23 protein-coding genes are annotated in these 25585 nt (G+C 65.9%); 11 read left to right on the top strand and 12 right to left on the bottom strand.

Translation table 11 applies throughout. The features are described from left to right. Positions 1-831 (bottom strand): undecaprenyl-diphosphate phosphatase, encoded by an 831-nt coding sequence (locus tag MJ122_RS07440; protein WP_239743376.1) that lies wholly within the window; start codon positions 829-831, stop codon positions 1-3. Positions 832-1454: 623 nt separating this feature from the next. Between MJ122_RS07440 and MJ122_RS07435 the strand changes: the two genes are divergently transcribed. The 6 genes from MJ122_RS07435 to MJ122_RS07410 all read left to right on the top strand — a co-directional run bounded on the left by MJ122_RS07435 (position 1455) and on the right by MJ122_RS07410 (position 6417). Further along, the gene (locus tag MJ122_RS07435) at positions 1455-1907 is read left to right on the top strand and encodes a hypothetical protein (RefSeq protein ID WP_239743374.1); all 453 of its coding nucleotides are present in this window, start codon (positions 1455-1457) and stop codon (positions 1905-1907) included. A 1-nt stretch (position 1908) separates the two neighbouring features. Further along, positions 1909-2487, top strand: coding sequence for an adhesin (locus MJ122_RS07430; RefSeq protein ID WP_239743372.1), 579 nt, complete (start codon positions 1909-1911; stop codon positions 2485-2487). A 53-nt stretch (positions 2488-2540) separates the two neighbouring features. Then, positions 2541-3542: a heme utilization protein gene (locus MJ122_RS07425; RefSeq protein ID WP_239743369.1), complete on the top strand. Its 1002-nt coding sequence runs from the start codon at positions 2541-2543 to the stop codon at positions 3540-3542. 75 nt (positions 3543-3617) lie between these two features. Further along, the gene (locus tag MJ122_RS07420; protein WP_239743367.1) at positions 3618-4298 is read left to right on the top strand and encodes a C39 family peptidase; all 681 of its coding nucleotides are present in this window, start codon (positions 3618-3620) and stop codon (positions 4296-4298) included. Positions 4299-4344: 46 nt separating this feature from the next. After that, positions 4345-5091 (top strand): hypothetical protein, encoded by a 747-nt coding sequence (locus MJ122_RS07415; protein ID WP_239743365.1) that lies wholly within the window; start codon positions 4345-4347, stop codon positions 5089-5091. Between the two features lie 51 nt (positions 5092-5142). Beyond that, entirely contained in the window at positions 5143-6417 is a 1275-nt protein-coding gene (locus MJ122_RS07410; RefSeq protein WP_088418706.1) for a hypothetical protein, read from the top strand. Positions 6418-6509: 92 nt separating this feature from the next. Here the strand turns inward: MJ122_RS07410 and MJ122_RS07405 are convergent, their stop codons facing one another. Together MJ122_RS07405 and pqqF are read right to left on the bottom strand one after the other, a co-directional pair. Beyond that, entirely contained in the window at positions 6510-7709 is a 1200-nt protein-coding gene (locus tag MJ122_RS07405; protein WP_088418704.1) for a porin, read from the bottom strand. A 288-nt stretch (positions 7710-7997) separates the two neighbouring features. Beyond that, a complete protein-coding gene (gene pqqF / locus MJ122_RS07400) occupies positions 7998-10289 on the bottom strand; it encodes a pyrroloquinoline quinone biosynthesis protein PqqF (protein WP_239743364.1) in 2292 nt (763 codons plus the stop codon). Positions 10290-10454: 165 nt separating this feature from the next. Between pqqF and MJ122_RS07395 the strand changes: the two genes are divergently transcribed. Both MJ122_RS07395 and MJ122_RS07390 read left to right on the top strand, forming a co-directional pair. Then, complete coding sequence (locus tag MJ122_RS07395; protein WP_239743362.1) at positions 10455-10982, top strand: cysteine hydrolase family protein; 528 nt, start codon at positions 10455-10457, stop codon at positions 10980-10982. Positions 10983-11001: 19 nt separating this feature from the next. After that, entirely contained in the window at positions 11002-11922 is a 921-nt protein-coding gene (locus MJ122_RS07390) for a LysR family transcriptional regulator (protein WP_088418700.1), read from the top strand. A 74-nt stretch (positions 11923-11996) separates the two neighbouring features. Here MJ122_RS07390 and MJ122_RS07385 read toward each other — a convergent pair whose 3' ends face one another. The 4 genes from MJ122_RS07385 to MJ122_RS07370 all read right to left on the bottom strand — a co-directional run bounded on the left by MJ122_RS07385 (position 11997) and on the right by MJ122_RS07370 (position 16465). Further along, the gene (locus tag MJ122_RS07385; protein ID WP_239743359.1) at positions 11997-13436 is read right to left on the bottom strand and encodes a TIGR00366 family protein; all 1440 of its coding nucleotides are present in this window, start codon (positions 13434-13436) and stop codon (positions 11997-11999) included. Between the two features lie 265 nt (positions 13437-13701). Beyond that, a complete protein-coding gene (locus MJ122_RS07380; RefSeq protein ID WP_239743358.1) occupies positions 13702-14883 on the bottom strand; it encodes an acetyl-CoA C-acetyltransferase in 1182 nt (393 codons plus the stop codon). A 200-nt stretch (positions 14884-15083) separates the two neighbouring features. Next, on the bottom strand, positions 15084-15740 hold the full coding sequence (locus MJ122_RS07375) for a CoA transferase subunit B (protein ID WP_017520958.1): 657 nt from the start codon (positions 15738-15740) through the stop codon (positions 15084-15086). A 26-nt stretch (positions 15741-15766) separates the two neighbouring features. Further along, on the bottom strand, positions 15767-16465 hold the full coding sequence (locus MJ122_RS07370; protein WP_239743356.1) for a CoA transferase subunit A: 699 nt from the start codon (positions 16463-16465) through the stop codon (positions 15767-15769). 125 nt (positions 16466-16590) lie between these two features. Here MJ122_RS07370 and MJ122_RS07365 point away from each other — a divergent pair, with 125 nt between their 5' ends. Further along, on the top strand, positions 16591-17484 hold the full coding sequence (locus MJ122_RS07365; protein ID WP_239743354.1) for a LysR family transcriptional regulator: 894 nt from the start codon (positions 16591-16593) through the stop codon (positions 17482-17484). Between the two features lie 193 nt (positions 17485-17677). Here the strand turns inward: MJ122_RS07365 and MJ122_RS07360 are convergent, their stop codons facing one another. Further along, a complete protein-coding gene (locus MJ122_RS07360; RefSeq protein WP_239743351.1) occupies positions 17678-18409 on the bottom strand; it encodes an IclR family transcriptional regulator in 732 nt (243 codons plus the stop codon). 97 nt (positions 18410-18506) lie between these two features. Between MJ122_RS07360 and hmgA the strand changes: the two genes are divergently transcribed. Both hmgA and fahA read left to right on the top strand, forming a co-directional pair. After that, the gene (hmgA, locus tag MJ122_RS07355; protein WP_239743349.1) at positions 18507-19799 is read left to right on the top strand and encodes a homogentisate 1,2-dioxygenase; all 1293 of its coding nucleotides are present in this window, start codon (positions 18507-18509) and stop codon (positions 19797-19799) included. Between the two features lies 1 nt (position 19800). After that, positions 19801-21105, top strand: a complete 1305-nt coding sequence (gene fahA / locus MJ122_RS07350; RefSeq protein ID WP_239743346.1) for a fumarylacetoacetase — start codon at positions 19801-19803, stop codon at positions 21103-21105. 199 nt (positions 21106-21304) lie between these two features. On the opposite strand, the gene MJ122_RS07345 is transcribed toward fahA, so the two are convergent. The 4 genes from MJ122_RS07345 to paaX form a co-directional block, all read right to left on the bottom strand. Further along, entirely contained in the window at positions 21305-22795 is a 1491-nt protein-coding gene (locus MJ122_RS07345; RefSeq protein ID WP_239743343.1) for an aldehyde dehydrogenase family protein, read from the bottom strand. 16 nt (positions 22796-22811) lie between these two features. Further along, on the bottom strand, positions 22812-23216 hold the full coding sequence (locus MJ122_RS07340) for a c-type cytochrome (protein ID WP_239743341.1): 405 nt from the start codon (positions 23214-23216) through the stop codon (positions 22812-22814). Positions 23217-23543: 327 nt separating this feature from the next. Continuing rightward, entirely contained in the window at positions 23544-24461 is a 918-nt protein-coding gene (feaR, locus tag MJ122_RS07335; RefSeq protein WP_026079251.1) for a transcriptional regulator FeaR, read from the bottom strand. A 162-nt stretch (positions 24462-24623) separates the two neighbouring features. Next, positions 24624-25547 carry a phenylacetic acid degradation operon negative regulatory protein PaaX gene (paaX, locus tag MJ122_RS07330; protein WP_088418680.1) on the bottom strand — a complete coding sequence of 308 codons (924 nt, stop codon included), beginning with the start codon at positions 25545-25547 and terminating at the stop codon, positions 24624-24626. Positions 25548-25585 lie beyond the last annotated feature (38 nt).

Below are 25585 nucleotides of genomic sequence, written 5' to 3'. Positions count from 1 at the left end.
TCAGGGTTTGACGCTGCTCCAGTCGATCAGGGCGAACTGCCAGGTCGCCAGGATCAGCAGGCCGAACACGATACGGTACCAGGCGAAGGCCGCATAGCTGTGGTTGGCGATGAACTTCAGGAGCCCGCGCACGGCGATCATGGCGAAGATGAACGAGGTGACGAAGCCGATGGCGAAGACCGGCAGGTCCGCGGGCTGGAAGATGTCCCGGTACTTGTAGCCCGAGTAGACCGCAGCGCCGACCATGGTCGGCATGGCGAGGAAGAAGGAGAATTCGGTGGCCGCCTTGCGCGACAGGCCGAACAGCAGGCCGCCGATGATGGTGGCGCCGGAACGCGAGGTGCCCGGTATCAACGCCAGGCACTGGCAGCAACCGACTTTCAGGGCCTCCTTCCAGGTCATGTCGTCCACGGTTTGGGCGTGGATCACATGCTGGCGCTTTTCCGCCCAGAGCATGATCACCCCGCCCACCACCAGGGCCACGGCTACGGTGATCGGGTTGAACAGGTAATAGTGGATGTAGTCGGCAAAGGCCACGCCCAGCACCACGGCCGGGAAGAAGGCGATCAGCAGGTTGACGGTGAAGCGCTGCGCCTTGCGCTGGGTAGGCAGGCCGCAGACGATATCGAGGATCTTGCGGCGGAACTCCCAGACCACCGCCAGGATGGCTGCCAACTGGATGATGATGTTGAAGGCTTCGGCGCGTTCGCCGCCAAAGCCGATGAGATCCGCCACGATGATCTGGTGGCCGGTGCTGGAAATCGGCAGGAACTCGGTAAGCCCCTCGACCACGCCCAGAATGAAGGCCTGAAAGGCGCTCCACAAATCCATGCTACTTCCCCCGCGAGGCACGCTGGCTCGCACACTTCTAATGGTTATTCCGCTGCCGGCTCCCGGCGCGCCGGCGCCGCAGCGGCGTCGGCATGCTAATGCATTGCCTGCGGATGGCTATGAAATTCACAAAAAATTCTCGCAACCAGCGCCCGCAGCGGAGATGTTGGCAGTTCGGTAAAAAAGCTCGGCTTTCCTCGCCCGCCAGATGCAGACAACGGTGAACGCAACCGGTTCGTGCCATCATGCAAAATGCCTAATTCCTTGAAAACACAGCGCTACTCAAGTACCAGAAAGGTTAAAAAACACCCTGTTGTGTTAGCCCGGTGACACACTGGACCGCGCGCAGACGCAGCGCTCAGCAGCTTGCCCGTTTTCGCCCAGCGTTGTGTTTCAGCCAGGCAACAGAATCCGCTTCGATTGTGCTGTGCCCCCCGTGCCAAGGCTCTCGCCACGGTTTCCCGCGCTCGCCCCGTATCAGCCATGAAACACGACGCGCCGTGATGGCGCGCATGGCGTTACGCCATGTCATTGATTCTCAATAGCTGTTTAAAAGCGGCACGCCCCCTGCTCCATCCTGGTACCGCTGGTTAGGGCTCAGCGCACCAAGAAGGATCGCCATCATGGGGAACACCGACTCACGGATAGCCATCATCCTCGCCACGCTTACCTGCGGCGCGGCCAGCCTGCCGCTGTTCCCTGTCGCACACGCCGGCGACGGCACCATCGTCCTGCAACGCCAGGTGCAACCCCGCGTCGCCACGCGGCCGACCGACATTCCCGACCCGAACCCTGTCACCGTCAACCCGAACATCTCCGAGCAGGTCGTGCGCCAGACCGGCAACGCCGAGCTGAGCGACAGCGACTTCGCCGGCGTCACCAGCGGCTCGAGCCTGCAGCGGCACATCCTGCCCGGCGGTCAATTGGTCGGCATGGACAACGGCGCCAACCAGGCTCTCAACGGCAACGCCCTGGGCGCCGGCGCGGCAGGCGGTGGCGCCGGCATCTCCAACTCGGTGAACCGTACCGTACAGCAAGGACTCTCGCCCCTGCGCATGCTGACGGGGGACCGCTGAGATGAACGCGCGCCTGTACGCTCTTGCTCTCCTGATCTGCAGCGTCTCGGCCCTGGCCGCGGATCCTTCGGTGATCGACAACGCCAGCATCGACAGCGCCGTGCGCAATTACCGAGGTGTCGCCAGCGTTAACCAGGCGGCCGGTGACGCGCAGCAACAGGCCAACGGACGCGCCATCGCCATCGGCAGCAATGCCCAGGCCACCACTGAGTTCCGGCAAGTGGTCAACGCCAAGGTCGACTTCGGCCAGGCGGCATCGGCCAGCATCACCGGCAACGCCTTCAGCAACGGCAATGGCGCACTGGGCGTGAACCAGGCCGCCGGCGCCGCCAACCAGCAAGTGAACGCCATGCGGATCAGCGTCAGTGCCGTGCCGCAGAGCGTCGATGACAGCGTGCTTTCCCAGCAGAACGTCGCGCTGCCACTGAACTCAGGCTCAGCGGATTCCACCACGGGCAACCGGCAGGTCGTCACCAGCGACCAGGCCTTTGCCGGCAGCCGTGGCGTCGTGCAGATGAGCCAGAGCGCCGGGGTGGGCAATCGCATTGCCAACACCCTGAGCATCCGGGTCGCGGACTGACCCACGCCAACTCCTAAAAACACTAAGCACGCCAACAAGCAAGGAGATACACCATGAAACCGACAATGGCTCTCAAGCCACTGGTTTTCGCCGTCGCAGCGGTCATGGCTGTAGCAGTGCACGCGGATAACCGTAACAACAACGGGCACGGTCACGGCCATGGCAACGGCCACGGTCATGAACAACATCAACCCAAGCCTCCGTACGATCCCTACAAGGACCCGCGGATCGACGCAGGCGCCAGCGCCACGGTGGAGGACACCCAGGAGAGCAGCGACAACAGCGTCGTCAACATGGGCACGAAGAACACCGCCAACGTCGACGGATCGCTGGGGAGCGCATCCGGCAACGTGGGTGTCAACGTGGCCGGCGGCGACCTGAACCAGCAGGCCAACGCTGCCGCGCTGGCGACCGCGGATGAGAAATTCATCTTCGGCTCCGCCTTTGCCTCCACCGAAGTGACCCAGACCAACACCGGCAACACAGCCCTGAACCTGTCCACCACCAACAAGGCGACGCTCAACAACTCGGCGAATGGCGCGTCCGGCAACATCGGCATCAACGTCGCCGCCGGCAACTACAACCAGCAGAAGAACGACATGGCCGCTGCCGTCTCCGGCGGCGCCACTGCCGAGTCCTACAGCGGTGCCACCCAGACCTCCACGGGCAACACCGTGGGCAACGTGGCCTTCCTGACCTACGAGAAGGAAACCCTGAAGTCCGAGTTCAAGGCCCACGGCACCTACAAGGGCGCTGGCACCGGCTACGTGGTCGACGAGTCCGGCTATGGCGGGCACGACAGCCGCAATGGTGGCGGCAAGACCGACAAGGACCCGCTGTTCTTCGTCGAGGCCGGCACAGTCGACCTGAAGGGCCAGGCCACCTACCAGGTCCTGGTCCCCACCGGCTGGAAGGACCCGGTCAAGAACGACGCCAACCTGACCAACTCGCTCAACAACGTGTCGGGTAACGTCGGGGCCAACGTCGCGGCAGGGGTCGGCAACCAGCAGAGCAACTCGCTGTCCATCGCCGCAGGCTGCAAATCCTGCCTGTAGCGACACGGCGTAGCACCTGGAGGCTCCGGCAACGGAGCCTCCCTTCTCCGCAAGCCATCCGAAGGCGTCAGGATCATGCGAACGTCCGCCCTGCTTTTGCTCGCCCTCTTCAGCCTCACGACGCAGGCCGCGCAACTCCCCTTCGCCATCCTTCCCGGCGGGGCGATGGCCTACAAGCAGGTCGAGAGCATCCGCGAGCGCAAGTTCAGCAACCTGGTCCAGCAGAAGACCGACTTCAGCTGCGGCGCTGCCGCGCTGGCGACGATCCTCCGCCAGGCCTATGCGCTGGACGTGGACGAGGAGTTCGTGATCAAGGGGATGCTGGTGCGCGCCGACCCGGACCTGGTGCGCACCCAGGGCTTCTCGATGCTGGACATGAAGACCTACCTCGAAGGCATCGGCATGCGCGCACGCGGGTACCGGATCCCGCCGGCGTCTCTGGAGAAGCTGACGATCCCGGTGATAGTGCTGATGGACATCCGTGGCTACAAACACTTCGTCGTGATGCAGCGGGCCTACAAGGGCTACGTCTACATCGGCGACCCGGTGCTGGGCCACAAGCGCTTCACCCAGGAAGATTTTCTCAAAGGCTGGAACGGCATCATCTTTGCCGTCATCGGTCCGGGCTACGAGCAGGCCAACGCCCTGATGAACCCGCCCGACCCACTGACGGCCAGGGACCGAATCAACGCGTTCAGCCCGGTCAAGGATGCGGAGCTCATGGAATTCGGCTTCATCCAGAGCGACTTCCTCTAGGACCGCACAAGAACGGAAGGCAGGAACCCTTCCGGGGAGAACCCCAATGAAAGTGATCCCATTGCTTGCCGCCACCTGCCTGGTGGCCTGCCTGCCGGTCCAGGCGGAAAGCGTCTTCAAGCCGATCGAGTTGAAGGATCAGGAGCTGGCCCAACTTCGCGGCAAGTACGTGATGCCTGGCCGGGTCATCAGCTTCGGCATCATCATGAGCAGCACCTGGAAGAACGCCGTGGGCGACAACATCGGCGCCAGGGTCAGCATGCAGGTCCAGGAGTCGACCATCAAACCGCAGTTCTACGTGACCACCATCGATGAACCAGCCACCGGCAACCCGGCCCCGCCCGCGGCGGGCACTGGCACCGTCACCGGAGGCGCCGGACTCAACCAGACCCAGGGCGTCACCCAGAGCGTCCGTGCGGCAGGCGACTACAACACGGCCGCCAACACCGTCAGCATCGACGTCAAGGAAGCCAACCAGGCGCCGCCCATGGCAGCCCCGCAAGGAGCGCCGCTGGACACCACCCCCGTCACCGCCAGCAACGGCGCCGGCACCGTCAGCGTGACGCCAGGCAATGGAGGCATCCAGCTGGCGATCAACGCCAACGGCCAGGGCGCTGCCATGCAGCAACTGGCCGCCGGCGGGCTGCTCCAGGCCGCGCAGATGGTGGGTGGGAATAATGCCGTCAACAACCTGGCGCAGCTCAGCGTGGTACTCAAAAACAACCTTCCATCGTCTGGAGCGCTGGACTGCAATCTCGACCAACTCAAAGGGCTTCGCACCATGGGTATGTGATTTCGCTCCAGTGCGACTGTGAGGTCCAACCTAAAACAAGGACAGCGCGCCATGCACCGATCGCTCTCGCTAGGAACTGCAATCTGTGTATCCGCATTACTTCCCTCGACCTTCGCCGTCGCAGCGACGGAGGCCGAGGTGGAGGCGTTGAAACAGGAGCTGCTCGAACTCAAGCAGCGCTACGAGGCGCAGCAGAAGGCGCTGATGGTGCTCGAGCAACGGGTCAGGCAGGTCGAGGAAGCCCCGGCCGCACCTGCCCAGCCCAAGCGTCTGGTCACCTCCACCGGCAAGCCGACGCCGCCCGGAACCGGCAATACCGTCGCCTCCAGCGGCAGCTCCTATGGCGAGTCGCTCAAGGATGATGCTGGCCCGCCCAAAAGCGTGGAGAACCTCTACGATGAAGCCAGCGGCTTCTTCGGAAACGGCGCTTTCAGTTTCGAGACCGGTATCACCTACACCCACTACGACACCAAGCAACTGATCCTCAACGGCTTCCTCGCACTGGACACGATCTTCCTGGGCAACATCGGCGTGGACAATATCAATGCCGACAACTGGACCCTGGACCTCACCGGCCGCTACAACTGGAACAACCGCTGGCAGTTCGACATAAACGCCCCCGTCGTGTACCGCGAGAGCACCTTCGAATCGGCCGGCGCCGGCAACTCCACGGCGCAGTCCACCGACGAGAAGGTCACCCGCGACCCGACCCTGGGCGACGTCAACGTCGGCATCGCCTACAAGTTCATGGACGAGACCGAATCCCGCCCCGACGCAGTGGTCAGCCTGCGCATCAAGGCCCCCACCGGCAAGGAACCCTACGGCATCAAGCTCAAGCGCGCCTCGGACAACGACAACCTCAACGTGCCCGAGTCCCTGCCCACCGGCAACGGCGTCTGGTCGATCACGCCCGGCATCTCGCTGGTCAAGACCGTCGACCCCGCCGTGTTGTTCGGCAGCTTCTCCTACACCTACAACCTCGAGGAATCCTTCGACGACATCAGCCCTACCCAGGGCGTGAAGCAGAAAGGCAAGGTCGATCTCGGCGACTGGTTCCAGATCGGTGCGGGCGTGGCTTTCGCCCTCAACGAGAAGACCAGCATGTCGTTCTCCTTCTCCGACCTGATCGCCCAGAAAAGCAAGATCAAGGCCGACGGCGGCGACTGGACCACCGTCACCGGCAGCGACGCCAACGCGGCGTACTTCAACTGGGGACTGACCTACGCCTGGAGTCCCAACCTGACCATAGTGCCGAACCTGTCCATCGGCATCTCGCCGGATGCGCCGGATTTCAGCTTCAGCGTGAAGTTCCCGTATTACTTCTGATGGCTCGGCTGTCCTGAAAGGCCCCCTGAAGAAAAAAGGCGGGCGACACACCGTGCCGACCCGCCGAACTGGAGCCAAAGGAGTCGGGGGATTTACCAGTTGAGGACGGCGCCCACCGCGAAGGTATCGGTGTCCTCGCTGACGGTGGAACCCTTGCGGCCGTCGATCTCGTAGACGTTGTACTCGGCCACCAGCTTCAGGTTGTCGTTGATGGTGCGGAAGTAGGCGATGCCCTGGGTGGAATAGTCCGCCGCGCTGCCCAGGCCGTTGCCGTCGTCGCGGGTCTCGCCGGTGGACAACGCCACACGGTTCTTGCCCCAGCTGTAGGAGCCCTGCAGCAGTACGCCGCGGCTGTCCACTTCACGCAGGGCGGCTTCGCCGGCGTTGTTGGTGAAGAAGGGGTTGATGCCCTTGGCGGTGAAGCCCGAACCGGTCAGCGAGAAGCCCCCCATCTTTGCCTGGAGGCCGTACCCCAGCCCCTTGGAGGTCACGCTGTCGACTTCGTCGTTGGTGTTCTTCGAGGTCTGGTAGGCACCGTTGACCCAGCTGTAGATCTGCGCGCCGCCGACGTCGAACTGGTAGCTGATCTCGCTCTCGTAGCGCGGGTTGTCCTGGTAGGCCTTGTCGTCGAGGCCGTCGCTGGCGTCCTTGTCGATCTGGTTGGTGTCGATCGGGTCCATGATGCCGACCGCCACGCGCAGGCCGTCCACCAGGTTGTTGTTGCGGTAGGTGATCTGCGAGGTCGGGAACGGGTACGGGTAGCCGGTGCCGATGTTGCCGAAGGACACGCCCTTGCCGTCCACCAGACCGAGGGTATCGCTGGCGTTGCCGAAGCCGGCGAGCAGTTCGTCGAGGAAGATGTTCGAACGCGAGAACAGACCGAAGTCCTTGCCGATCAGTACCTCGCCCCAGTCGCCGGCGACGTTGCCATAGAACTGGCGGACATCGATGGCGGTATCGGTGCCGTCCTGCTCGCTGTCGTTGATGGTCACCCAGAACGAGGAGCGCCCGGTGAGGGTCAGGTCGTCGATCTTCTTGCCGAAGTTGAAGCCGATATAGTTGGGCAGGAAGCCCATCTTCACCCGCGACTGGCGGCGGTCATAGGTTTCGCCGTTGCGGTCGACGTCGCTGTTCACATAGAAGGCGTTGAAGTAGCCGTCGGTGGAAAAGGTGGTGTCGTCCTTGTCGTACAGGGTGATGTCGGCGCTGGCCCCGCTCGACACTGTCAGGGCCAGGGTGGTGAGTGCCAGCGGCAGGAGCTGGCGGCGGACGGCGATCTTGTTCTTGTTCATGGCGCTCTCCGGGTGGGGATCGACTGCGGCTCAGTCGTGTCGGAGGCGATTATCGAAACGCCCGCGGCCTTGCCATACGCTGCTTTGGCGCCGGTTGCACGGGCCTTGCGGGCGTCCTGCGGGAGCGCTGCGCAAGGCTCTGAGACGGACGCGACCTCGGACGCGCGGCGATGGTCGCGAGTCGTCGCGACCGCCGGGCAACTACCTTGGGCCAGCACACCGGACGTAAGGCGAAAGTCGGCCGTGGCACCGCCTTGCGGACGGGCCCCCTGGTCGAAAGTACGAGGATCAGGCGCGACTGAGCAGCAACCAGTGGCCGCCCTGGGCGGAGCTGAGCGCCGAATGCGCGGCGCGCAATTCGGTGGCGCAGAGGCTGCCGAGCGCCTGGACCATGGCGTCGCGGTGCGAGGGCCCGACACCGGCCAACTGGTCGCTCCAGGCCTGTTGCAGGCGCTCGGCGAAATCGCCCGGCGTGCGCGCCAGCTCGGCGGCCAGCGGAGCGCGCAGGTTGTCGACGCGCTGCGGGTCGATGCGCAGCAGGGCTTCGCCCTGGCGGTAGAGGAAGCTGTCGACCTCGGCCTGCAGCTCCACTGCCGACAGCAACGGCGACTGCACGGCGAAGAGGATGCCGCGGCGCATGCCCACCTGGCGGAAGCCGCAGTACAGCGCATAGGCCAACTGCCGCTCGCCGCGCAGCCAGTGGAAGAAGGCCGGTTCCAGCACACGGGCCAGCAGACGCCACGCGGCCTCGTCCGTCGCCGAGCGGGAAGCCAGCGGGCAGAACAGCAACAGCGCGGCTTCGCCCGGCAGTTCCAGCACCTGGCGATGCCGGCCGGCCGGGCCGCTGCGCGGCGGCAGCGCGCTGGTGGTCGAGTAACCGGCCAGGGTATCGGGCAACTCGATACCCAGGGCCAGGTCGTCCCAATGGGCGGCGGACCAGTCCGGCGAAGCGTCGCTGTCTCCAGCCAGCATCCGCGGCAGCAGGTCGAGCAACTGGCGGATCGGCATTTCCCCTTCGCGCCGACGGCTTTCGGCGGCGAGCAGACGCGCGCCCTGCCCCAGCACGGCAGCCGGCGGATGCTGCAAGGCATGGATCGCACACTCGGCGAGTTCGGCAAGGTGGTTCTTCGCCCCTGACAGCATCAACGTCCAGTCGCTTTCCATGGCTTCGAGGCGCAGGCTGCCACCCTCGTGCCGCGCCGAGCCGGCCAATGGGCGCAGCGCCTGCCGGGCGGACAGGAAGGCCGACCGCCCCGGCGTCTGCGCAAAGCGCCAGCGCAAGTAAAGGGCGGCGGGTTCGACGTCCGTGGCCGCTTGTGACGGCAGGAAGGACCATCGCTCGCCCCGTAGCGGTTCGATGCTGCGTTGCGGGCTGCGCGCAACATCGAGGATGAAGCCGGCAGCGGTCAGGGACTCGCCGATGACCGACTCGCAGGCGAGCAGGCGGATCATGCGCGGCGTCACCAAATGGCTGAGCCATGCCGATGGATTGGCCCGTGCCGCGTGACGTTGCAGCAACTCCAGCGCGCCGCTTGGTTCATCGACAGGCGCGGCGGCGAACATCTCCGCCGGCAACTTGCGCAGTGCCTCCAACCAGGATAGGAAGGCGGACTCCACGAGATCGGCGGTGGAGGCTTCGGCCAGCTCGAAATCGAACCGCAGCAACGCCTGGCCATTGGCGAAACGGCTCAAGCGGGTACGGGCACTGTCGGCCAGTCCGTTCAGCCCCAGGAAGGCCATCAGCGATCCGGGCGCCTCGTCGGCCAGCCAGCCCTGCAACTGCTCGAGCAGCACTCCGCCCTCGCCCGCCACACCCTCCAGGGCGAAGGCCAGGACCAGCCGCGGCGCACCGGGCAGGCGCAGCTTCAACTCCTGACCGGGCAGCGGCAGGAGGGATTCGGCACTGGCAGGGTCGCCCTGCGCGCCCGACGCAAATACAGCCGCCTCGCGTTCGGCCAGCGCCGCCAGTTCTTCCAGAGACTGCGGGCCCGACAGCCAGAGTTCCAGCGCCCCGCCCGCCTGACAGCAGCGGATGAATTCACACAGCGCCTTCTGGAAGCGGGTGCTTTCCACCTTGAGGCTGTCGCGTCGCCCGGCCACGAAGCGCCCCAGCGGATGCCCAGGCGCTACCGCCAGCGCCAGGGCCGCGTCGATCAGCGTATCGGGGTCGCGGCCGCGGGCGAGGAACTCGGCTTCCAGCACTTCGCGTTCGGCGACCTGCACGGTTTCATCCAGCCGCGGCCGCGCCAGCATGTCCACCAGCCGTGCCAGCCCGTCACCCAGATCGTCGGCGGGCACTTCGAAGAAATAGTCGGTCTGCCGCGCGCGCGTACTGGCGTTGACTCGCCCGCCACGGGCCTGCACCCAGGGCATCAGCCGCTCTCCCTCGACGAAGCGCTCGCCACAGAGAAACAGCAGATGTTCGATGAAGTGCGCAAGGCCGGGAAAGGCTTCCGGCTCGTCATGGCTGCCACGGGCGATCCGCAACAAAGCAGCGGCGCGACTGGCGCCGGCGGTATGGATGAGCGTGGCGCGCAGGCCGTTGGCGAGGGTCAGGGTCTTGGCGGGAAGGCTGTTCATCGGCATCCGGTCCGGTTCGTGGCGGTCACCATCGCCGACAACGCGACAAAGGAAAATACGGCTTTCGCAGCAAATGCTTGCCGGCATTGGCCCAAGCCACCAGGCCGGCTACCATTCCTGGCTCCACTCGACCTTCGCCATTCTCTTGAAAGGAATACGCTCGCCATGAGCACCGCCCTGCTGATCATCGACGTCCAGTCCGACCTGTGTACCGGCGACTACGCCTGCTTCGACATCGACAATGTGCTGCAGCGCATCAATGGCCTGAGTCGCGCGGCGCGTGAGGCCGGCGTGCCGGTGGTGCTGGTGCAGCACGAGGACGATGACCTGCAGTATGGCAGCGCCGGCTGGCAGCTGGAAACGCGCCTGCTCACCGCCCCTGCGGACCTGAAGGTGCGCAAGACCACCCCTGACTCCTTCCTGCGCACAGACCTGGCTGAACTGCTGGAAGCACGCGGCATCGACCACCTGGTGATCTGCGGCCTGCAGAGCGACTACTGCGTCGATACCACCACCCGCCGCGCCCTGGCGCAAGGCTACGCGGTTACGCTGGTGAGCGACTCCCACTCCACCGTCGACAATGCCGTGCTCAGCGCCGCGCAGATCAGCGCGCACCACAACGCGGTACTGGGCAGCATCAGCAGCTTCGGCAAGCGCGCCAAGGTTATCCCGGCTGCCGACGTGCATTTCTGAAGCCCGCGAGGCCATCACCGTGAATTTCGACTGGAACGACATCCCGATCCTCCTCGCCCTCGCCCGCCACGGCAGCATGAGCGCCGCCGGCCGCGCGCTGGGAGTCGACCCCTCGACCATGAGCCGGCGCCTGGTGGCGGCGGAAACCGCGTTGCAGACCCGCCTGTTCATCCGCGACAACGCCGGCTACAAGGCCACCGACGCCGGCACGGCCTTCCTCGGTTATGCCGAGCGCATCCTCGGCGACGTGCAGAGCATGCTGCTGGAAACGCGCAACGAGGCCAGCGCCATCAGCGGCTCGGTACGCATCACCGCGGTAGACTTCCTCTTCAGCCACTGGCTGGTGCAGCACATGCCGCAACTGGCACGCACCTACCCGAACCTGCAGTTGCAGCTGATTCCGGCGAACCGCGCGCTGTCCTTCACCCGCCGCGAGGCCGACTTCGCCCTGCGCCTGGCGCGCCCGGCCGAAGACGCCGCACTGGTGATGCGCAAGGTCGCCGACATCGGTTTCGCCATCTACGCCGCCAGACCCTTCGCCCAGGTCCCGGCCGAACAGTGGCCGCAGCAACCCTGGCTGGGCTACGGCGAAGACCTGGATGACACGCCGGAGATGTGCTGGCTGCGCCGCTGCGTCCCGGACGCCAATTTCGCCCTGCGCGCGAGCAGCGTGACCACGCTGATCCACGCCTGTGAAAGCGGCCTGGGCATGGCTTTGCTGCCCTGTTTTCTCGGCGAGCGCGAGGGACTGGTGCGCCTTTCCGGCGCGGTGGTCGTGCGGGAAATCTGGCTGCTGGCCCACCGCGATGCCGGTCGTATCGGCCGCTTCCAGGCGGTCAGCGACTGGCTGCGTGACGTATTCGACCAGGACGCCGCGCAGCTCAGCGGCGAACACCTGGACGGCCGCGTGCTCGGGTCGGTGGAAGCCAGCCGGGGCTGACCATGCATCGCAAAAGAAAATGCCCGGCGGTCTTGCGACATCCGGGCTTTTTGCCGTCAGGGCCGAATGCGTGGTTACGGCTGGACAGGCGGCAGGTACTGCAGGGTGGTGCCCAGCGCCCAGAGCAGGAACAGCACCAGCGGCACATGGACGAGCAGCTGGACGAAGCTGAAGCCGATCAGGTCGCGGGCTTTCAGGCCCAGCACGCCCAGCAGCGGCAGCATGTAGAACGGGTTGATCAGGTTCGGCAGCGCCTCGGCGGCGTTGTAGATCTGCACCGCCCAGCCCAGGTGGTATTGCAGCTCGTTGGCCACCTGCATCACATACGGCGCCTCGATGATCCACTTGCCGCCGCCGGACGGGATGAAGAAGCCCAGCACCGCCGAGTACACGCCCATCAGCAGCGCGTAGGTGTCGTGGGAGGCGATCTGCACGAAGAAGGTGGAGATGTGGTGGGCGATGGTGGAACCGTCGCCGCCCTTCACCGTGGTCAGGATCGCCGCGATGGAGCCGTACAGCGGGAACTGGATCAGCACCCCGGTGGTGGTCGGCACGGCGCGCGCCACGGCATCGAGGAAGTTGCGCGGGCGCCAGTGCAGCAGCGCGCCAGCCATGAGGAACAGCAGGTTGTAGGTATTCAGCCCGGAGATCGCGGTGATCGCCGGCTTGGTGCTGAATTCGTGGACCAGCCAGCCGGCGGCCAGGGCCACCAGCATGAGGATCAAGAGCGGGCTGTGCTCCAGCCATTCGCCCGGGCGGGTGGCCTTCGGCGCGCTGGGCGGGGTGAAGCTGACGTCCACGCCGCAGGCCTTGGCGTCACGTGCGCTGGCCGCACCGGGTGCGGTCATGTAGGCGATGACCAGCGACACCAGCACCAGGGCCAGCAGCATGACGCCGGACTGCCAGAGGAAGATGGTCTCGGTGAAAGGAATGACGCCGGTGATCGCCAGGATCGACGGCGGCAGGCTGGCCGGGTTGGCCTGCAGCTGCGCGGCGGAAGACGACAGGCCCAGCGCCCACACCGCGCCCAGGCCGAGGTAGGCCGCAGCGCCGGCGGCGCGGTAGTCCATCTTCAGGTCTTCGCGGCGCGCCAGGGCGCGCACCAGCAGGCCGCCGAACACCAGGGAAAGACCCCAGTTGAGCAGCGAGGCGACCATGGAAATGACCGCGACCCAGGCGACTGCCGAACGGCCATTCTTCGGCACGCGGGCAAACAGGTCGATGAGCCTGGAGGCCGGGCCCGAGCTGGCAACGACATAGCCGCCGATGACCACGAAGGCCATCTGCATGGTGAAGGGGATCAGGCTCCAGAAGCCGTCACCGAAGGCCTTGGCGGTCTCGGTGGCCGGCGCGCCGATGGCCAGTGCGGCGACGCTGACGATCAGCACCGCCAGCGCGGCGAAGACCCAGGAGTCGGGGAACCAGCGCTCGGCCCAGTTGGAACAGGCCATGGCGAAGCGCGCCGAGCGGCTGTCCTGCACGGCGGTTCCGGGGGTGTGCACAGGGGAATTCATAAGGGTCTACCTCGTTGTTCTTGTAATGGTTCATCGTCGAACGGGGCTGGTGGCAATTCCCGTCCTGGAATGAAAAACCGCCCGGCCTGCGTGGGGCCGAGCGGTGACGCAAGGGTTTGCCGGCGCCGGGGGACGCCGGAAACCACGGCGGGATGTTCGTCTGTCGGTGTGCCCACCCACCATCCCGCCTGCCGGTACGGCATTGCTACATGCCGGCCGGCGCTCGCCAATCAATCGTTGGTCGAATGGCCTCAGTCCCGCTCCTTCAATCCCGGAGCAGAGCCATCGCCACACCCTGGCCGCCGCCGATGCACAGGGTCGCCAGGCCCTTCTTCGCATCGCGGCGAAGCATTTCGTGGAGCAGCGTCACCAGCACACGGGCGCCCGAGGCGCCGATGGGGTGGCCAAGGGCGACGGCGCCGCCGTTGACGTTGACCTTCTCGGCGTTCCAGCCCAGCTCCTTGCCGACCGACAAGGCCTGTGCGGCGAAGGCTTCGTTGGCCTCGATCAGCTCGACTTCATCGAGGCTCCAGCCAGCCTTTTCCAGGCAGCTGCGGGTCGCTGTCACCGGGGCGATGCCCATGATCGACGGGTCGACGCCACTGCTCGCATAGGCTTGGATGCGTGCCAGAACCGGGAGGTTCAGACTGCGTGCGCGCTCGGCGCTCATCAGCAGAACGGCGGCGGCGCCATCGTTGAGGGTGGAGGCGTTGCCGGCCGTGACCGTGCCGTCCTTCTTGAAGGCCGGCTTGAGCTTGCCCAGGGATTCGGCGGTGGTGCCGGCGCGCGGCTGCTCATCGGTGTCGAAGGACAGCGGCTCGCCCTTGCGCTGCGGAATCAGCACCGGGGTGATCTCGTCCTTGAAACGGCCGGCCTCGATGGCCGAGGCCGCCTTGAGCTGGGATTGCGCGGCGAAGGCATCCTGCGCTTCGCGGCTGATGCCGAACTTTTCCGCCAGGTTCTCGGCGGTGATGCCCATGTGGTAGCCGTTGAAGGCGTCGATCAGGCCATCGCGCAGCAGGGTGTCCTGCAGCTCGGCGTGGCCCATGCGCAGGCCGGTACGGGCCTTGGGCAGCACGTAGGGTGCGAGGCTCATGCTCTCCTGGCCGCCGGCGATGATGGCGTCGGCGTCGCCGCAACGGATCGCCTGGACGCCGAGGAACAGCGCCTTCAGGCCGGAGCCGCAGAGCTTGTTGATGGTCATCGACGGGACTTCCACCGGCAGGCCGGCGCCGATGGCGGCCTGGCGCGCGGGGTTCTGCCCGGCGCCGGCGGTGAGCACCTGGCCGAGGATGACTTCGTCGATCTGCTCCGGCTTCACGCCGCTGCGTTCGAGCAGCGAGCGGATGACGAGGCTGCCCAGTTCATGGGCGGGAATGTTCGCGAGGCTGCCCTGGAAGGCGCCGATGGCGGTGCGGGTGGCGGCAACGATTACTACGTCCTGCATGAATCTTTCTCCGGAAGGCTTGGGCTGCCCTCTCCCCCCGCCCTCTCCCGCAAGCGGGAGAGGGAGCTGTCCGTGCATCGTTCGATCAAGCCATTGGAATGGACACCGATCTTCGATCTCGCGCCGGACCAGTCCCCTCTCCCTTCGGAGCGGGGTGCGTAGCCAGGATTAGGGAGCGGGCGCTCTAGGGTGCAATGCGCTTAGAAGGTCATTTCCTTCACATCGTCCGGCACGATCAGGCGGCCGGCGGTCTTCTCGGCAATCTCGGCAACGCTCACGCCCGGCGCGGTCTCGCGCAGGATGAAGGCGCCGTCCTCGATCTCCAGGTAGGCCAGGTCGGTCAGCACCTTGCGGATGCAGCCGGCGCCGGTCAGCGGCAGCGAGCAGCGCTCCAGCAGCTTGGATTCGCCGTCCTTGGAGGCGTGGGTCATGGTGACGATGATGTTGTCCGCGCCGGCCACCAGGTCCATGGCGCCGCCCATGCCTTTCACCAGCTTGCCGGGGATCATCCAGGAGGCGATGTTGCCCTGCACGTCCACCTCGAAGGCACCGAGCACGGTGAGGTCGACGTGGCCGCCACGGATCATCGCGAAGGATTCGGCGGAGGAGAAAATCGAGGCGCCCTTCACGGCGGTGACGGTCTGTTTGCCGGCATTGATCATGTCGGCGTCAACTTCGTCTTCGGTGGGGAACGCGCCCATGCCGAGCAGGCCGTTCTCCGATTGCAGCATCACCTCCATGCCCTCGGGCACGTAGTTGGCGACCAGGGTCGGGATGCCGATGCCCAGGTTCACGTAGAAGCCGTCCTGCAGCTCGCGCGCCACGCGCTGAGCCATCTGTTCGCGGGTCAATGCCATCTTCTTTTCTCTCTTGTCCGGTGGGCTCAGGAACGAACGGTGCGCTTCTCGATGCGCTTCTCGAAGGTGCCTTGGATGATGCGGTCGACGTAGATGCCGGGGGTGTGGATCTGGGTCGGGTCCAGCTCGCCCGGCTCGACGATTTCTTCCACCTCGACGACCGTGATGCGGCCCGCGGTGGCGACTACCGGATTGAAGTTCTGCGCAGTGTGGCGGTAGATGACGTTGCCGTAGTGGTCGGCCTTCCAGCCCTTGACGATGGCGAAGTCGCCGGTGATGGCGCGCTCCATTACATAGTGGCGGCCGTCGAACTCGCGCACTTCCTTGCCGTCAGCGACCGGAGTGCCGTAGCCGGTGGCGGTGAAGAAAGCAGGGATACCGGCGCCGCCAGCGCGGAGTTTTTCTGCCAGGGTGCCCTGCGGGGTCAGTTCGACCTCCAGTTCACCGGACAGCAGCTGCTGCTCGAACAGCGCGTTCTCGCCAACGTAGGAAGCGATCATCTTGCGGATCTGCCGGTCCTCCAGCAGCACGCCGAGGCCGAAGCCGTCGATGCCACAGTTGTTGGAGACCACTGTCAGGCCCTTCACACCCATCCTGCGGATCTGCGCGATGAGGTTTTCCGGGATGCCGCAGATGCCGAAGCCGCCCGCCAGTACCGTCATGTCGTCGGTGAGCCCGGCAAGGGCCTCCTCGTAACTGCCTACACGCTTGTCGAGTCCTGCCATGTTGCTGCTGCCTCTTTCTTATTTGGGGTATCCGACCAGCCGGTCAGAGAGCGAATGCAGCTTCACTGGTGGAGACTGATTTGTTAAGTTTGTTTTTCCAATTGATTGATTTGGATTGCCTATCAATGACGGTCAAGCAACTGCGCGCGTTCCTCGCCGTCGCCCAGACGCTGAGCTTCGCCCAGGCCTGCGAGCGCCTGCACCTGTCGCAACCGGCACTGAGCCTGGCGATCAAGAGCCTGGAGGAGTCCCTGGGCGGCCAGCTGCTGGTGCGCACCACCCGCAGCGTGGCGCTCACGCCCGAGGGCGAAACGCTGCTGCCGCTGGCCCGCCGCCTGCTGGCGGACTGGGACAATGCCGAGGAAGTGATGCATCAGCACTTCACCCTGCAACTGGGCAAGGTCTCCATCGCCGCCATGCCCTCCTTCGCCGGCAACCTGCTGCCTGCCGTGCTGCGTGCATTCCGCGACCGTCACCCGAAAGTGAACGTTGCGGTGCACGACGTGATCAACGAGCAGGTGCTGGAGATGGTGCGCAACCATCGGGTGGAGCTGGGCATCGCCCTGGAGCCGGACAGCCTCGACGGACTGGCTTTCACGCCTTTCTACACCGACCGTTTCATCGCCGTACTGCCGGCAGATTCAGCTCTGGCGAACGAATCGCGGATCACCTGGGAGCAGTTGCTGGAAGACCATTTCATCACCCTGCAACGCCCATCGGCCGTGCGTCTGCTGCTGGAAGAACAGCTGCAGGGGCGACTGCCGGTGGCGTTCGAGAGCCATCAACTGGTGACGGTGGGCCGGATGGTGGCCGAGGGGCTTGGCGTGAGCGCCGTACCGCGCCTGTGCAGGCAGCAGATGGAAGAGCTGGGCGCGCGCTGCGTGGCGCTCGACGAACCGCGTATCGAGCGCCGGGTGGGGCTGTTCTGCCTGGCGGAGCACAAGCTCTCCAGCGCCGCGCAGGCATTGAGCGATGTGCTGGTGAAGGGGACGGACTGGGCGGGGATGGAGCGGGAGTGAGCAGGGATTTGCAGGAGCGAGCTGGCTCGCGAACCGGCCCCGTTGCGGAACTGTTCGCGAGCAAGGACTAGGCGTCTCCCTCGGTCCTGCGAAGGCTCTCTCCCTGAAGGTAACTTGCTCGGCATGACCACCCGATCTCCGCGCCCTCTCCCTTCAGGGAGAGGGCTCGCCCGAGCACCGAAGCCTCAGACAGTCAAACCTCTCCCCCCATCCGCAAACTGATCTCCCGCGCCGCCTCCAGCAGAGTCCGCGCCGCCTCGCCGTGCGCTTCGGCGGCAAAGCTCGCCTGTGAGCCGACCACGGTAATCACCCCGGCCAGTTCGCGGCCGGTCTTGAACAGCGGCACCGACAGCGCGTTCACTCCAGGCATCAGCAAACCGTGGATCGCATGCACCCCTTCGCTGCGAATGCTCTCCAGCACTGACTGGTCCGCGCCCTCCTCCAGCCCGGCCTTGAACGCCGCAAACACCAGCCCGGTGGACGAGCCGTGCAGCGGCAGCACCGAGCCCACCTGGGTCACCAGCGTCACCATGCCCTGGGCCGGCTCCACCTGCACCACGGTCGGCCCGTGGCTGCCCCAGATGGCAAGGAAACAGGTCTGCCCCAGCGCGTCGCGCAGATCGGCCAGCGCCGGGCTGGCCACCTTCACCACATCCAGCCGCCGGATCGCGGCCAGCCCGACATACAACGCCTCACGCCCCAGGCCGTAATGGTTGGTCAGCGGGTCCTGTTCGGCGAAACCGCTGGCGATCAGCGCCTGCAGGTAGCGGTGGACCTTCGCCGCCGGCATGTCCAGGTACTCGCCCAGACGCTTGAGCGAGGTGCTCGGCGCGAGGTCCGCCAGGGCCTTGAGGATCTGCGTGCCCACCTCGGCGGACTGTACTTTCGCGCCCTTCGTCGGGACGGAGTCTTCAGCGTCGTTCATGGTCTTCAACTTAAAGGAACTCCCAGACGGACTTGACGGCCCGCCACTACGAAATTACGTTAATCGTAATTGGATTACGATAACAAGAGAAACCACCATGACCGCCTCCCCTGCCTACCAATCCGGCTTCGGCAATGAATTCGCCAGCGAGGCCCTTCCCGGCGCCCTGCCCGTGGGCATGAACTCGCCGCAGCAGGTGCCGCTGGGCCTCTACGCCGAGCAGTTCTCCGGCACCGCCTTCACCGTGCCGCGCAGCGAGGCGCGGCGCACCTGGATGTACCGCATCCGGCCGTCCGCCGCGCATCCGTGCTTCGAGCGCCTGGAGCGGCAGATCACCGGCAGCGCCCTCGGCCCGGTCACGCCCAACCGCCTGCGCTGGAACAGTTTCGGCATCCCGCAGGAGCCTACCGACTTCGTCGACGGCCTGCTATGCATGGCCGCCAACTCCGAAGCCGAGGCCGTCAGCGGCGTCAGCCTGTATGCCTACCGCGCCAACATCTCGATGCGCCGGGTGTTCTTCAACGCCGACGGCGAGCTGCTGATCGTGCCCCTGGCCGGCCGTCTGCGCCTGGTCACCGAGCTGGGCGTGCTGGAGCTGGAGCCACTGGAGATCGCCGTTATCCCGCGGGGCATGCGCCTGCGCGTCGAGTTGCTGGAAGCCGAAGCCGCCGGCTATGTGGCCGAAAACCACGGCGCCGCGCTGCGCCTGCCGGACCTCGGCCCCATCGGCAGCAACGGCCTGGCCAATCCGCGCGACTTCCTCGCCCCGGTGGCGCACTACGAAGACGTGGAAGCCCCGGTTCAGCTGGTGCAGAAGTTCCTCGGCGAACTCTGGGCCACCCAGCTCGACCACTCGCCGCTCGACGTCGTCGCCTGGCACGGCAACAACGTGCCCTACAAGTACGACCTGCGCCGCTTCAACACCATCGGTTCGATCAGCTACGACCATCCGGACCCATCCATCTTCACCGTGCTGACCTCGCCCAGCGACACCCACGGCATGGCCAACATGGACTTCGTGATCTTCCCGCCACGCTGGATGGTGGCCGAAAGCACCTTCCGTCCGCCGTGGTTCCACCGCAACCTGATGAACGAATTCATGGGACTGATCCAGGGCGTGTACGACGCCAAGGCTGACGGTTTCGTCCCCGGCGGCGCCTCGCTGCACAACTGCATGAGCGCCCACGGCCCGGACAACGCCACCACCGTGCAGGCAATCGCCGCCGACCTCAAACCCCACAAGATCGACAAGACCATGGCCTTCATGTTCGAGACCGGCCGCGTGCTGCGCCCCAGCCGCTTCGCCCTCGACTGCCCGCAACTGCAGCGCGACTACGACAGCTGCTGGAGCGGCATGCAGAAGACCTTCGCCCCATCCCAGGAGCAATGACATGAGCGTCGCCCACAACGCACAAAGCTGGATCGAATCGGCCAATGGCCACCCGGACTTTCCCCTGCAGAACCTGCCGCTGGGCGTGTTCAGCCCGCCCGGCGACTCGCCCCGAGGCGGCGTCGCCATCGGCGACTACATCTTCGACCTGAGGACTGCCTGCGAAACCGGCCTCTTCCACGGCGCCGCCCACCAGGCCGCGCTGGTGGCAAGCGGCGACAGCCTCAACGCCTTCTTCGCCCTCGGCGGCACGGCCCGCCGCACCCTGCGTGACGCCTTGATCCACCTGCTCAGCGAAGGCTGCAGCGAACAGAAGCGCATGGAACACCTGGGCGCTGCGCTGCTCAAGCCACAGGCCGCGTGCCGCATGCACCTGCCGGCCCGGGTCGGCGACTACACCGACTTCTATGTCGGCATCCACCACGCGCAGAACGTCGGCAAGCTGTTCCGCCCGGACAACCCGCTGCTGCCCAACTACAAGTACGTGCCCATCGGCTACCACGGCCGCGCGTCCACCGTTGTGCCCTCCGGCACCGAAGTGCGCCGCCCCAACGGCCAGACCCTGCCCGCCGGCGCCGAGGCACCGGTGTTCGGCCCCTGCGCGCGGATGGACCTGGAGCTGGAACTGGGCATCTGGATCGGCCAGGGAAACGACCAGGGCAAGGCTATCCCGATCAACGCCGCCTCTGGCCACATCGCCGGCTTCTGCCTGCTCAACGACTGGTCCGCGCGCGACGTACAGGCCTGGGAATACCAGCCGCTGGGGCCGTTCCTGTCGAAAAGCTTCGCCACCACGGTGTCGCCCTGGGTGGTCACCGCCGAGGCGCTGGAGCCTTTCCGCGTCGCCCAGCCGGCCCGGCCGGAAGGCGATCCGCAGCCGCTGCCGTATCTCTACGACGAGGCCGACCAGCAGCACGGCGCGCTGGACATCGAACTGGAAGTCCTGCTGCACACCGCACGCATGCGCCGCGAGCACCAGGGTCCGGAGCGCATCGCCGTGAGCAACACGCTGAACATGTACTGGACCGTCGCCCAGATGGTGGCGCACCACAGCGTCAACGGCTGCCGCCTGCAAGCGGGCGACCTGTTCGGTTCCGGCACCCTCTCCGGCGAAACCCCGGACAGCTTCGGCAGCCTGCTGGAGCTCACCTTCGGCGGCAAGCAGGCGCTGGTGCTGGGCAACGGCGAGGAACGCCGCTTCCTCGAAGACGGCGACGAGGTCATCCTCCGCGCCCGCTGCCGCCGCGAGGGGCATGCCTCCATCGGCTTCGGCGAGTGCCGTGGGCGGATTCTGCCCGCCCACTGACCGCCGCGCCCGCCGCTCCACGTAGGATGGCGTGGAGCGAAGCGATACCCATCAATTCCCCGCGCCATCAGCATGGGTATCGCTGCGCTCCACCCATCCTACGAAGCTGACCGCCGGCGAGCCGAACTCTGAACCTCCCTGTGCAAAAAAAAGGGCCCGAAGGCCCGCTGCTAAACGAGGGTGTTGCTCTCACTATCAATCAGTGTGCAATGCACACCGACTTGATCTCGGTATAGGCCTCGACCACGGCGCGGCCGAACTCGCGGCCCATGCCCGACTGCTTGACGCCGCCGAAGGGCATGCTCGGGTCGAGCAGCACGTGGGCGTTGACCCACACGGTGCCGGATTCGATGCGCGGCACCAGGTTCATCGCCTTGGACAGGTCGTTGGTCCACAGGCTCGCGCCCAGGCCGTATTCGCTGTCGTTGGCCATGGCAATGGCCTCGTCATCCTCGTCGAAGGGCAGCACCGCCAGCACCGGGCCGAAGACTTCGTCACGGGCCACGGCCATCTGCATGGTCACATCGGCCAGCACGGTGGGCTGCACATAGAAGCCGCTGCCGCCGACCTGCTCGCCACCGCAGACGATGCGCGCGCCCTGCTCGCCGGCACGGGCGATGTGGGCAAGCACGCTGCGCTGCTGCTTGGCCGAAACCAGCGGGTTGATCTGTGCGGTCGGGTCCATGCCCTCGCCCAGGCTCATGCCTGCGACGGCAGCGGCCAGTTTCTCGACGAATTCGTCGTAGCGTGAACGGTGCACATAGAAGCGCGAAGCGGCGGCGCAGACCTGGCCATTGTTCAGCAGGCCGCCCAGCAGCGCGCCTTGCACGGCGTTGTCGATGTTGGCGTCGGCCAGCACGATCATCGGGTTCTTGCCGCCCAGCTCGAGGGCAAAGCGGGTCATGTTCTGCACGGCAGCCAGGCCGACACTGCGGCCCACGGCGGTGGAGCCGGTGAAGGACACCTTGTTGACCAGCTTGTGACTGGCCAGGCCGCCACCGATGCGCGGGCCGTCGCCGGTCACCAGGTTGAACACGCCAGCCGGTACGCCGGCCTCGAAGGCCAGTTCAGCCAGGCGCAGGGCGGTCAGCGGGGTTTCCGAGGCGGGCTTGATCACCACGCTGTTGCCAGTGGCCAGGGCCGGGATCAGCTTCCACACGGCGATCATCAGCGGGAAGTTCCACGGCACGATGCCGGCCACCACGCCCAGCGGCTCGCGGCGGGTGTAGGCGGTGAACTTGGCGCCCGGCGGCAGGGGGATGGAGACGTTCAGCGACTGGCCCTCGATCTTGGTCGCCCAGCCGGCCATGTAGCGCATGAACTCGACGGTGGCGCCCACGTCCAGCATGCGCGCGATGTTGATCGACTTGCCCTGGCTGAGGGTTTCCAGCTGGGCCAGTTCCTCGCCGTTGGCTTCCACCAGGTCGGCGAAGCGCAGGAGGATGCGCTCCCGGTCGGCCGGGCGCAGGTCGGCCCAGACGCGGGACTTGTAGGCCGCCTGGGCGGACTGCACGGCACGGTCGAGCAGGTCGGTGTCGATGTCGGCGACGCTGGAGATGGCCTGGCCGGTAGCCGGGTTCAGTACCTCGGTGCGGGCGCCTTCGGGCACCACCCAGGCGCCGTCGATGAAGCAGCCATGCTTGCGCTGCAGGAAGTCAGCGACCTTGGGCAGGATTTCAGTGACGTTCATGGTCTCTCCTGAGGGATCAGTGCTGCTGGCTCAGCCAGCAGGTGAGCGCCCGCCGCTCGGCCGCGTCGGCCAGGCCTGCGAAGGGCATGTAGGTACCGGGCACGGCGGCCTGGGGTTGGCTGACGAAGGCGTCGAGGTTGTCGCGCGACCAGACTGCGGCCTTGCCCTTCATCGCCTGGGAATAGCTGAAGCCGGCGAGCGAACCGGCCATGCGGCCGACCACGCCGTGCAGGTTGGGGCCCATCATGCCGGGGCCGTCGGCCTTGGCGGTGTGGCAGATCGAGCAGTCACGGGCGAACACGGTTTCGCCTTGCCGGGCGTCGCTGGCAGGGCAGTCGCCGGCAAACGCCAGGATCGGTCGCAGCAGCGCGCCGGCCAGCAGCAGGCCAAGGGCGCGGAATCGGAGCTTGTTGCGGGACATCGGGATATCACCTTCGAGTACAGCGTGCGGCCGAGAAGGCGCGCGTCATCGAAGGGGATTGTTGCCAGTGGCGCTGGGGAGGGTCTTTTCCTCTGTGCCAGACGTATTGGCGGGAGTGCCAGGATGGCGCTCAGGTGACGAGGGTCATTGCGCGAAAGCGTTCGCGAGTACGGTACAGGTGCAACCCGGCAGCATGGGTATCGCTGCGCTCCACCCATCCTGCGAAGGCGTCAGTCGAAGGCAATGGTGCAGGCGGGCATCAACGTAGGATGGCGTGGAGCGCAGCGATACCCGTCATTCCCGTGGATACCGCGCGCACCACCTGAATCAGTTGGCGTAACGCTTGCGATACTCGCCCGGCGACACCCCGAAGCGGCCCTTGAACGCCGTGGAGAAGTAGCTCGAATCGGAGAAACCCCAGGCATAACCCAGCGCTGACAGCTTCTGCTCGAACTGGGCGTTGCGCAGGGTTTCGGCGCAGAAGTCCAGGCGGCGGTTCTTGATGTACTGCGCCACCACCAGGCCCTTCTTGGCGAACATGCGGTACAGGCCCCGCACCGAGATGCCCACTTCGCGGGCGATCAGTTCGGGGCAGAGCTCCTCGGCGCCGATGTGCTGGTCGATGAAGGCCGTGGCCTTGCGGAACATGCGTTCGTGGTTGTCCTGTTCGGCGTCCTGGCTGGCCAGCGCGGGGCGCAGCAGGGTCACCAGGGCGTCCAGGGTCGCTTCGCTTTCCAGCATGCCGAGGCTTTCCTGCTGGCTGGTCTCGACGATCAGGCGGTTGGCGAGCACGGCGATCGGCGAGCTGGCCGGGATCTTCGACGCGCAGGTCACCTCCGACATGCGCAGGCCGCGCTCGATCACCTGGCGCGGCAGGATCAGCGAGAGTTGCCGGGACTCCTCCAGGTAGGTCATGTCGCTGGGCCGGCTGGCGTCGATGAGGGTGATGTCACCGCGTGACAGTTCCACCCGGTTGTCGCCCTGCTCCAGGCGCGAGCGCCCTTCGAGCTGGAACACCGCGTAATAGTGCCCGCCCGCGCTGCTGCCGACTTCCTTGCTGGTCCGGTACAGGTGCACCTGGGCCATGTCTACCACGGAAAGCTTGATTGCGCCGCCCTGGTATTCCCGCAACCGTCCATGGAACTGGGGGCCAAGGGTTCGCGCATCGAAACGACCGCACGCCCGGTTGACCTGTCCCAGCCACGCCTCGAAAGCGTCATCCCTCAATGTCGATGAAGAATTCATGACCTGCAGAGCCTCACACGCATTGATTGTTGTTATTCAGCGACGGCCTCCAGGGCCTGTCGTCATCGTCCGTCGCCCATCTTCTCAGGAAGACTCACGTCGGTGTCCCCACCCTGCAACCGCAGCGCTGCAGAGCGGGAGCATTTTTCACGCCAACTCCTGTCAGTTCAATCCGCCAAAGCGCTTGTAGAAGCTCTCGCCGACATCCGGTAGCGGGCCGTCGGCGGTCTCCAGGTTGCGGTTCAACCAGTCCTCGGCCTTGGCGTGGATCAGTCGGTAGATATTGCGGCACAGCTGCCGCGCCGCGCGCCCCTCCCAATCGCCCGGCAACAGTTCGTCGGGCAGTTGTGGGTCACGCAGGAGCAGCCGGCGGTATTCGTGGATCAACAAGGTGCGCGCCAGGAAGCAGTCTTCCGGGCGCAACTGGTCCTGTTCGCGCAGCGCCTGCCAGAGCGGGCGGAACAGCTGGATGAATTCGCTGTAGTGCTCGCCGAGCTCGTCGATCTTCCAGCTCTCGCGTACCTGCATGCGCATGGCGCGGGAGGCCAGCACGTCCTGGGCGCGGGTTTCGAAGACGATGCAGTCGTCGGCCACGTCCAGGTCCTGCAGGGTCGCCATGACGTCGCTACGGTCGGCTCGCGGGCAGGCCATGACGGTCGGTGAAATGGCGCCGAAGCCTTGCCATTCCAGTTCCTCGCGGACCTGCTTGCGCTTGTCGGCGGCGATCTGCGAGAGCATTACCAGGGTCCAGGCGCCGTCCCAGGCCGGCAGGCTGGAGCTGTAGACGCGCTTGAAGGCCTTCTCGAAGCGCCGCCGGCCGGTGCCGGTCAGGCTGTAGTAGCTGCGCCGGCCAACCTTTTCGGCGGTCAGCCAGTCTTCCTTGGTCAGGCGGAAGATCGAGGTGCGGATCAGCCGCTCGTTGATGCCGAACGGTTCCAGCAGATTGATCAGGCTGCCCAGCCAGACGGTACCGCCGTGGGGTTCGATGGCATCGCCATAGAGGGTGATGATCAGCGAGCTGGCGCGGATCGGCGTCTGTTCCTGGAAGCGGTTGATCAGCTGATTCAGCGGTGCTAGAGCGGTCATGGCACGTTGCGCAGTCGAAGGAGCGGCGACTATACCTG

The sequence above is a fragment of the Pseudomonas sp. DP-17 genome, assembly GCF_022380625.1.
GTDB lineage: Bacteria > Pseudomonadota > Gammaproteobacteria > Pseudomonadales > Pseudomonadaceae > Pseudomonas > Pseudomonas nitroreducens_A.
The sequence above is the reverse complement of the archived record's forward strand: the minus strand, read 5'-3'. Positions and strand labels throughout refer to the sequence as shown.

Bases quoted from the DNA above. Each gene is read 5' to 3' on its own strand.
- MJ122_RS07370 (WP_239743356.1), bottom strand. From the start codon at position 16,465: ATGGCAGGACTCGACAAGCGTGTAGGCAGTTACGAGGAGGCCCTTGCC.
- fahA (WP_239743346.1), top strand. From the start codon at position 19,801: ATGAGCGTCGCCCACAACGCACAAAGCTGGATCGAATCGGCCAATGGC.
- MJ122_RS07435 (WP_239743374.1), top strand. From the start codon at position 1,455: ATGGGGAACACCGACTCACGGATAGCCATCATCCTCGCCACGCTTACC.
- MJ122_RS07385 (WP_239743359.1), bottom strand. From the start codon at position 13,436: ATGAATTCCCCTGTGCACACCCCCGGAACCGCCGTGCAGGACAGCCGC.
- MJ122_RS07440 (WP_239743376.1), bottom strand. From the start codon at position 831: ATGGATTTGTGGAGCGCCTTTCAGGCCTTCATTCTGGGCGTGGTCGAG.
- MJ122_RS07380 (WP_239743358.1), bottom strand. From the start codon at position 14,883: ATGCAGGACGTAGTAATCGTTGCCGCCACCCGCACCGCCATCGGCGCC.
- MJ122_RS07360 (WP_239743351.1), bottom strand. From the start codon at position 18,409: ATGAACGACGCTGAAGACTCCGTCCCGACGAAGGGCGCGAAAGTACAG.
- pqqF (WP_239743364.1), bottom strand. From the start codon at position 10,289: ATGAACAGCCTTCCCGCCAAGACCCTGACCCTCGCCAACGGCCTGCGC.
- hmgA (WP_239743349.1), top strand. From the start codon at position 18,507: ATGACCGCCTCCCCTGCCTACCAATCCGGCTTCGGCAATGAATTCGCC.
- MJ122_RS07425 (WP_239743369.1), top strand. From the start codon at position 2,541: ATGAAACCGACAATGGCTCTCAAGCCACTGGTTTTCGCCGTCGCAGCG.
- MJ122_RS07415 (WP_239743365.1), top strand. From the start codon at position 4,345: ATGAAAGTGATCCCATTGCTTGCCGCCACCTGCCTGGTGGCCTGCCTG.
- MJ122_RS07365 (WP_239743354.1), top strand. From the start codon at position 16,591: ATGACGGTCAAGCAACTGCGCGCGTTCCTCGCCGTCGCCCAGACGCTG.
- MJ122_RS07410 (WP_088418706.1), top strand. From the start codon at position 5,143: ATGCACCGATCGCTCTCGCTAGGAACTGCAATCTGTGTATCCGCATTA.
- MJ122_RS07430 (WP_239743372.1), top strand. From the start codon at position 1,909: ATGAACGCGCGCCTGTACGCTCTTGCTCTCCTGATCTGCAGCGTCTCG.
- MJ122_RS07405 (WP_088418704.1), bottom strand. From the start codon at position 7,709: ATGAACAAGAACAAGATCGCCGTCCGCCGCCAGCTCCTGCCGCTGGCA.
- paaX (WP_088418680.1), bottom strand. From the start codon at position 25,547: ATGACCGCTCTAGCACCGCTGAATCAGCTGATCAACCGCTTCCAGGAA.
- feaR (WP_026079251.1), bottom strand. From the start codon at position 24,461: ATGAATTCTTCATCGACATTGAGGGATGACGCTTTCGAGGCGTGGCTG.
- MJ122_RS07420 (WP_239743367.1), top strand. From the start codon at position 3,618: ATGCGAACGTCCGCCCTGCTTTTGCTCGCCCTCTTCAGCCTCACGACG.
- MJ122_RS07395 (WP_239743362.1), top strand. From the start codon at position 10,455: ATGAGCACCGCCCTGCTGATCATCGACGTCCAGTCCGACCTGTGTACC.
- MJ122_RS07345 (WP_239743343.1), bottom strand. From the start codon at position 22,795: ATGAACGTCACTGAAATCCTGCCCAAGGTCGCTGACTTCCTGCAGCGC.
- MJ122_RS07375 (WP_017520958.1), bottom strand. From the start codon at position 15,740: ATGGCATTGACCCGCGAACAGATGGCTCAGCGCGTGGCGCGCGAGCTG.
- MJ122_RS07340 (WP_239743341.1), bottom strand. From the start codon at position 23,216: ATGTCCCGCAACAAGCTCCGATTCCGCGCCCTTGGCCTGCTGCTGGCC.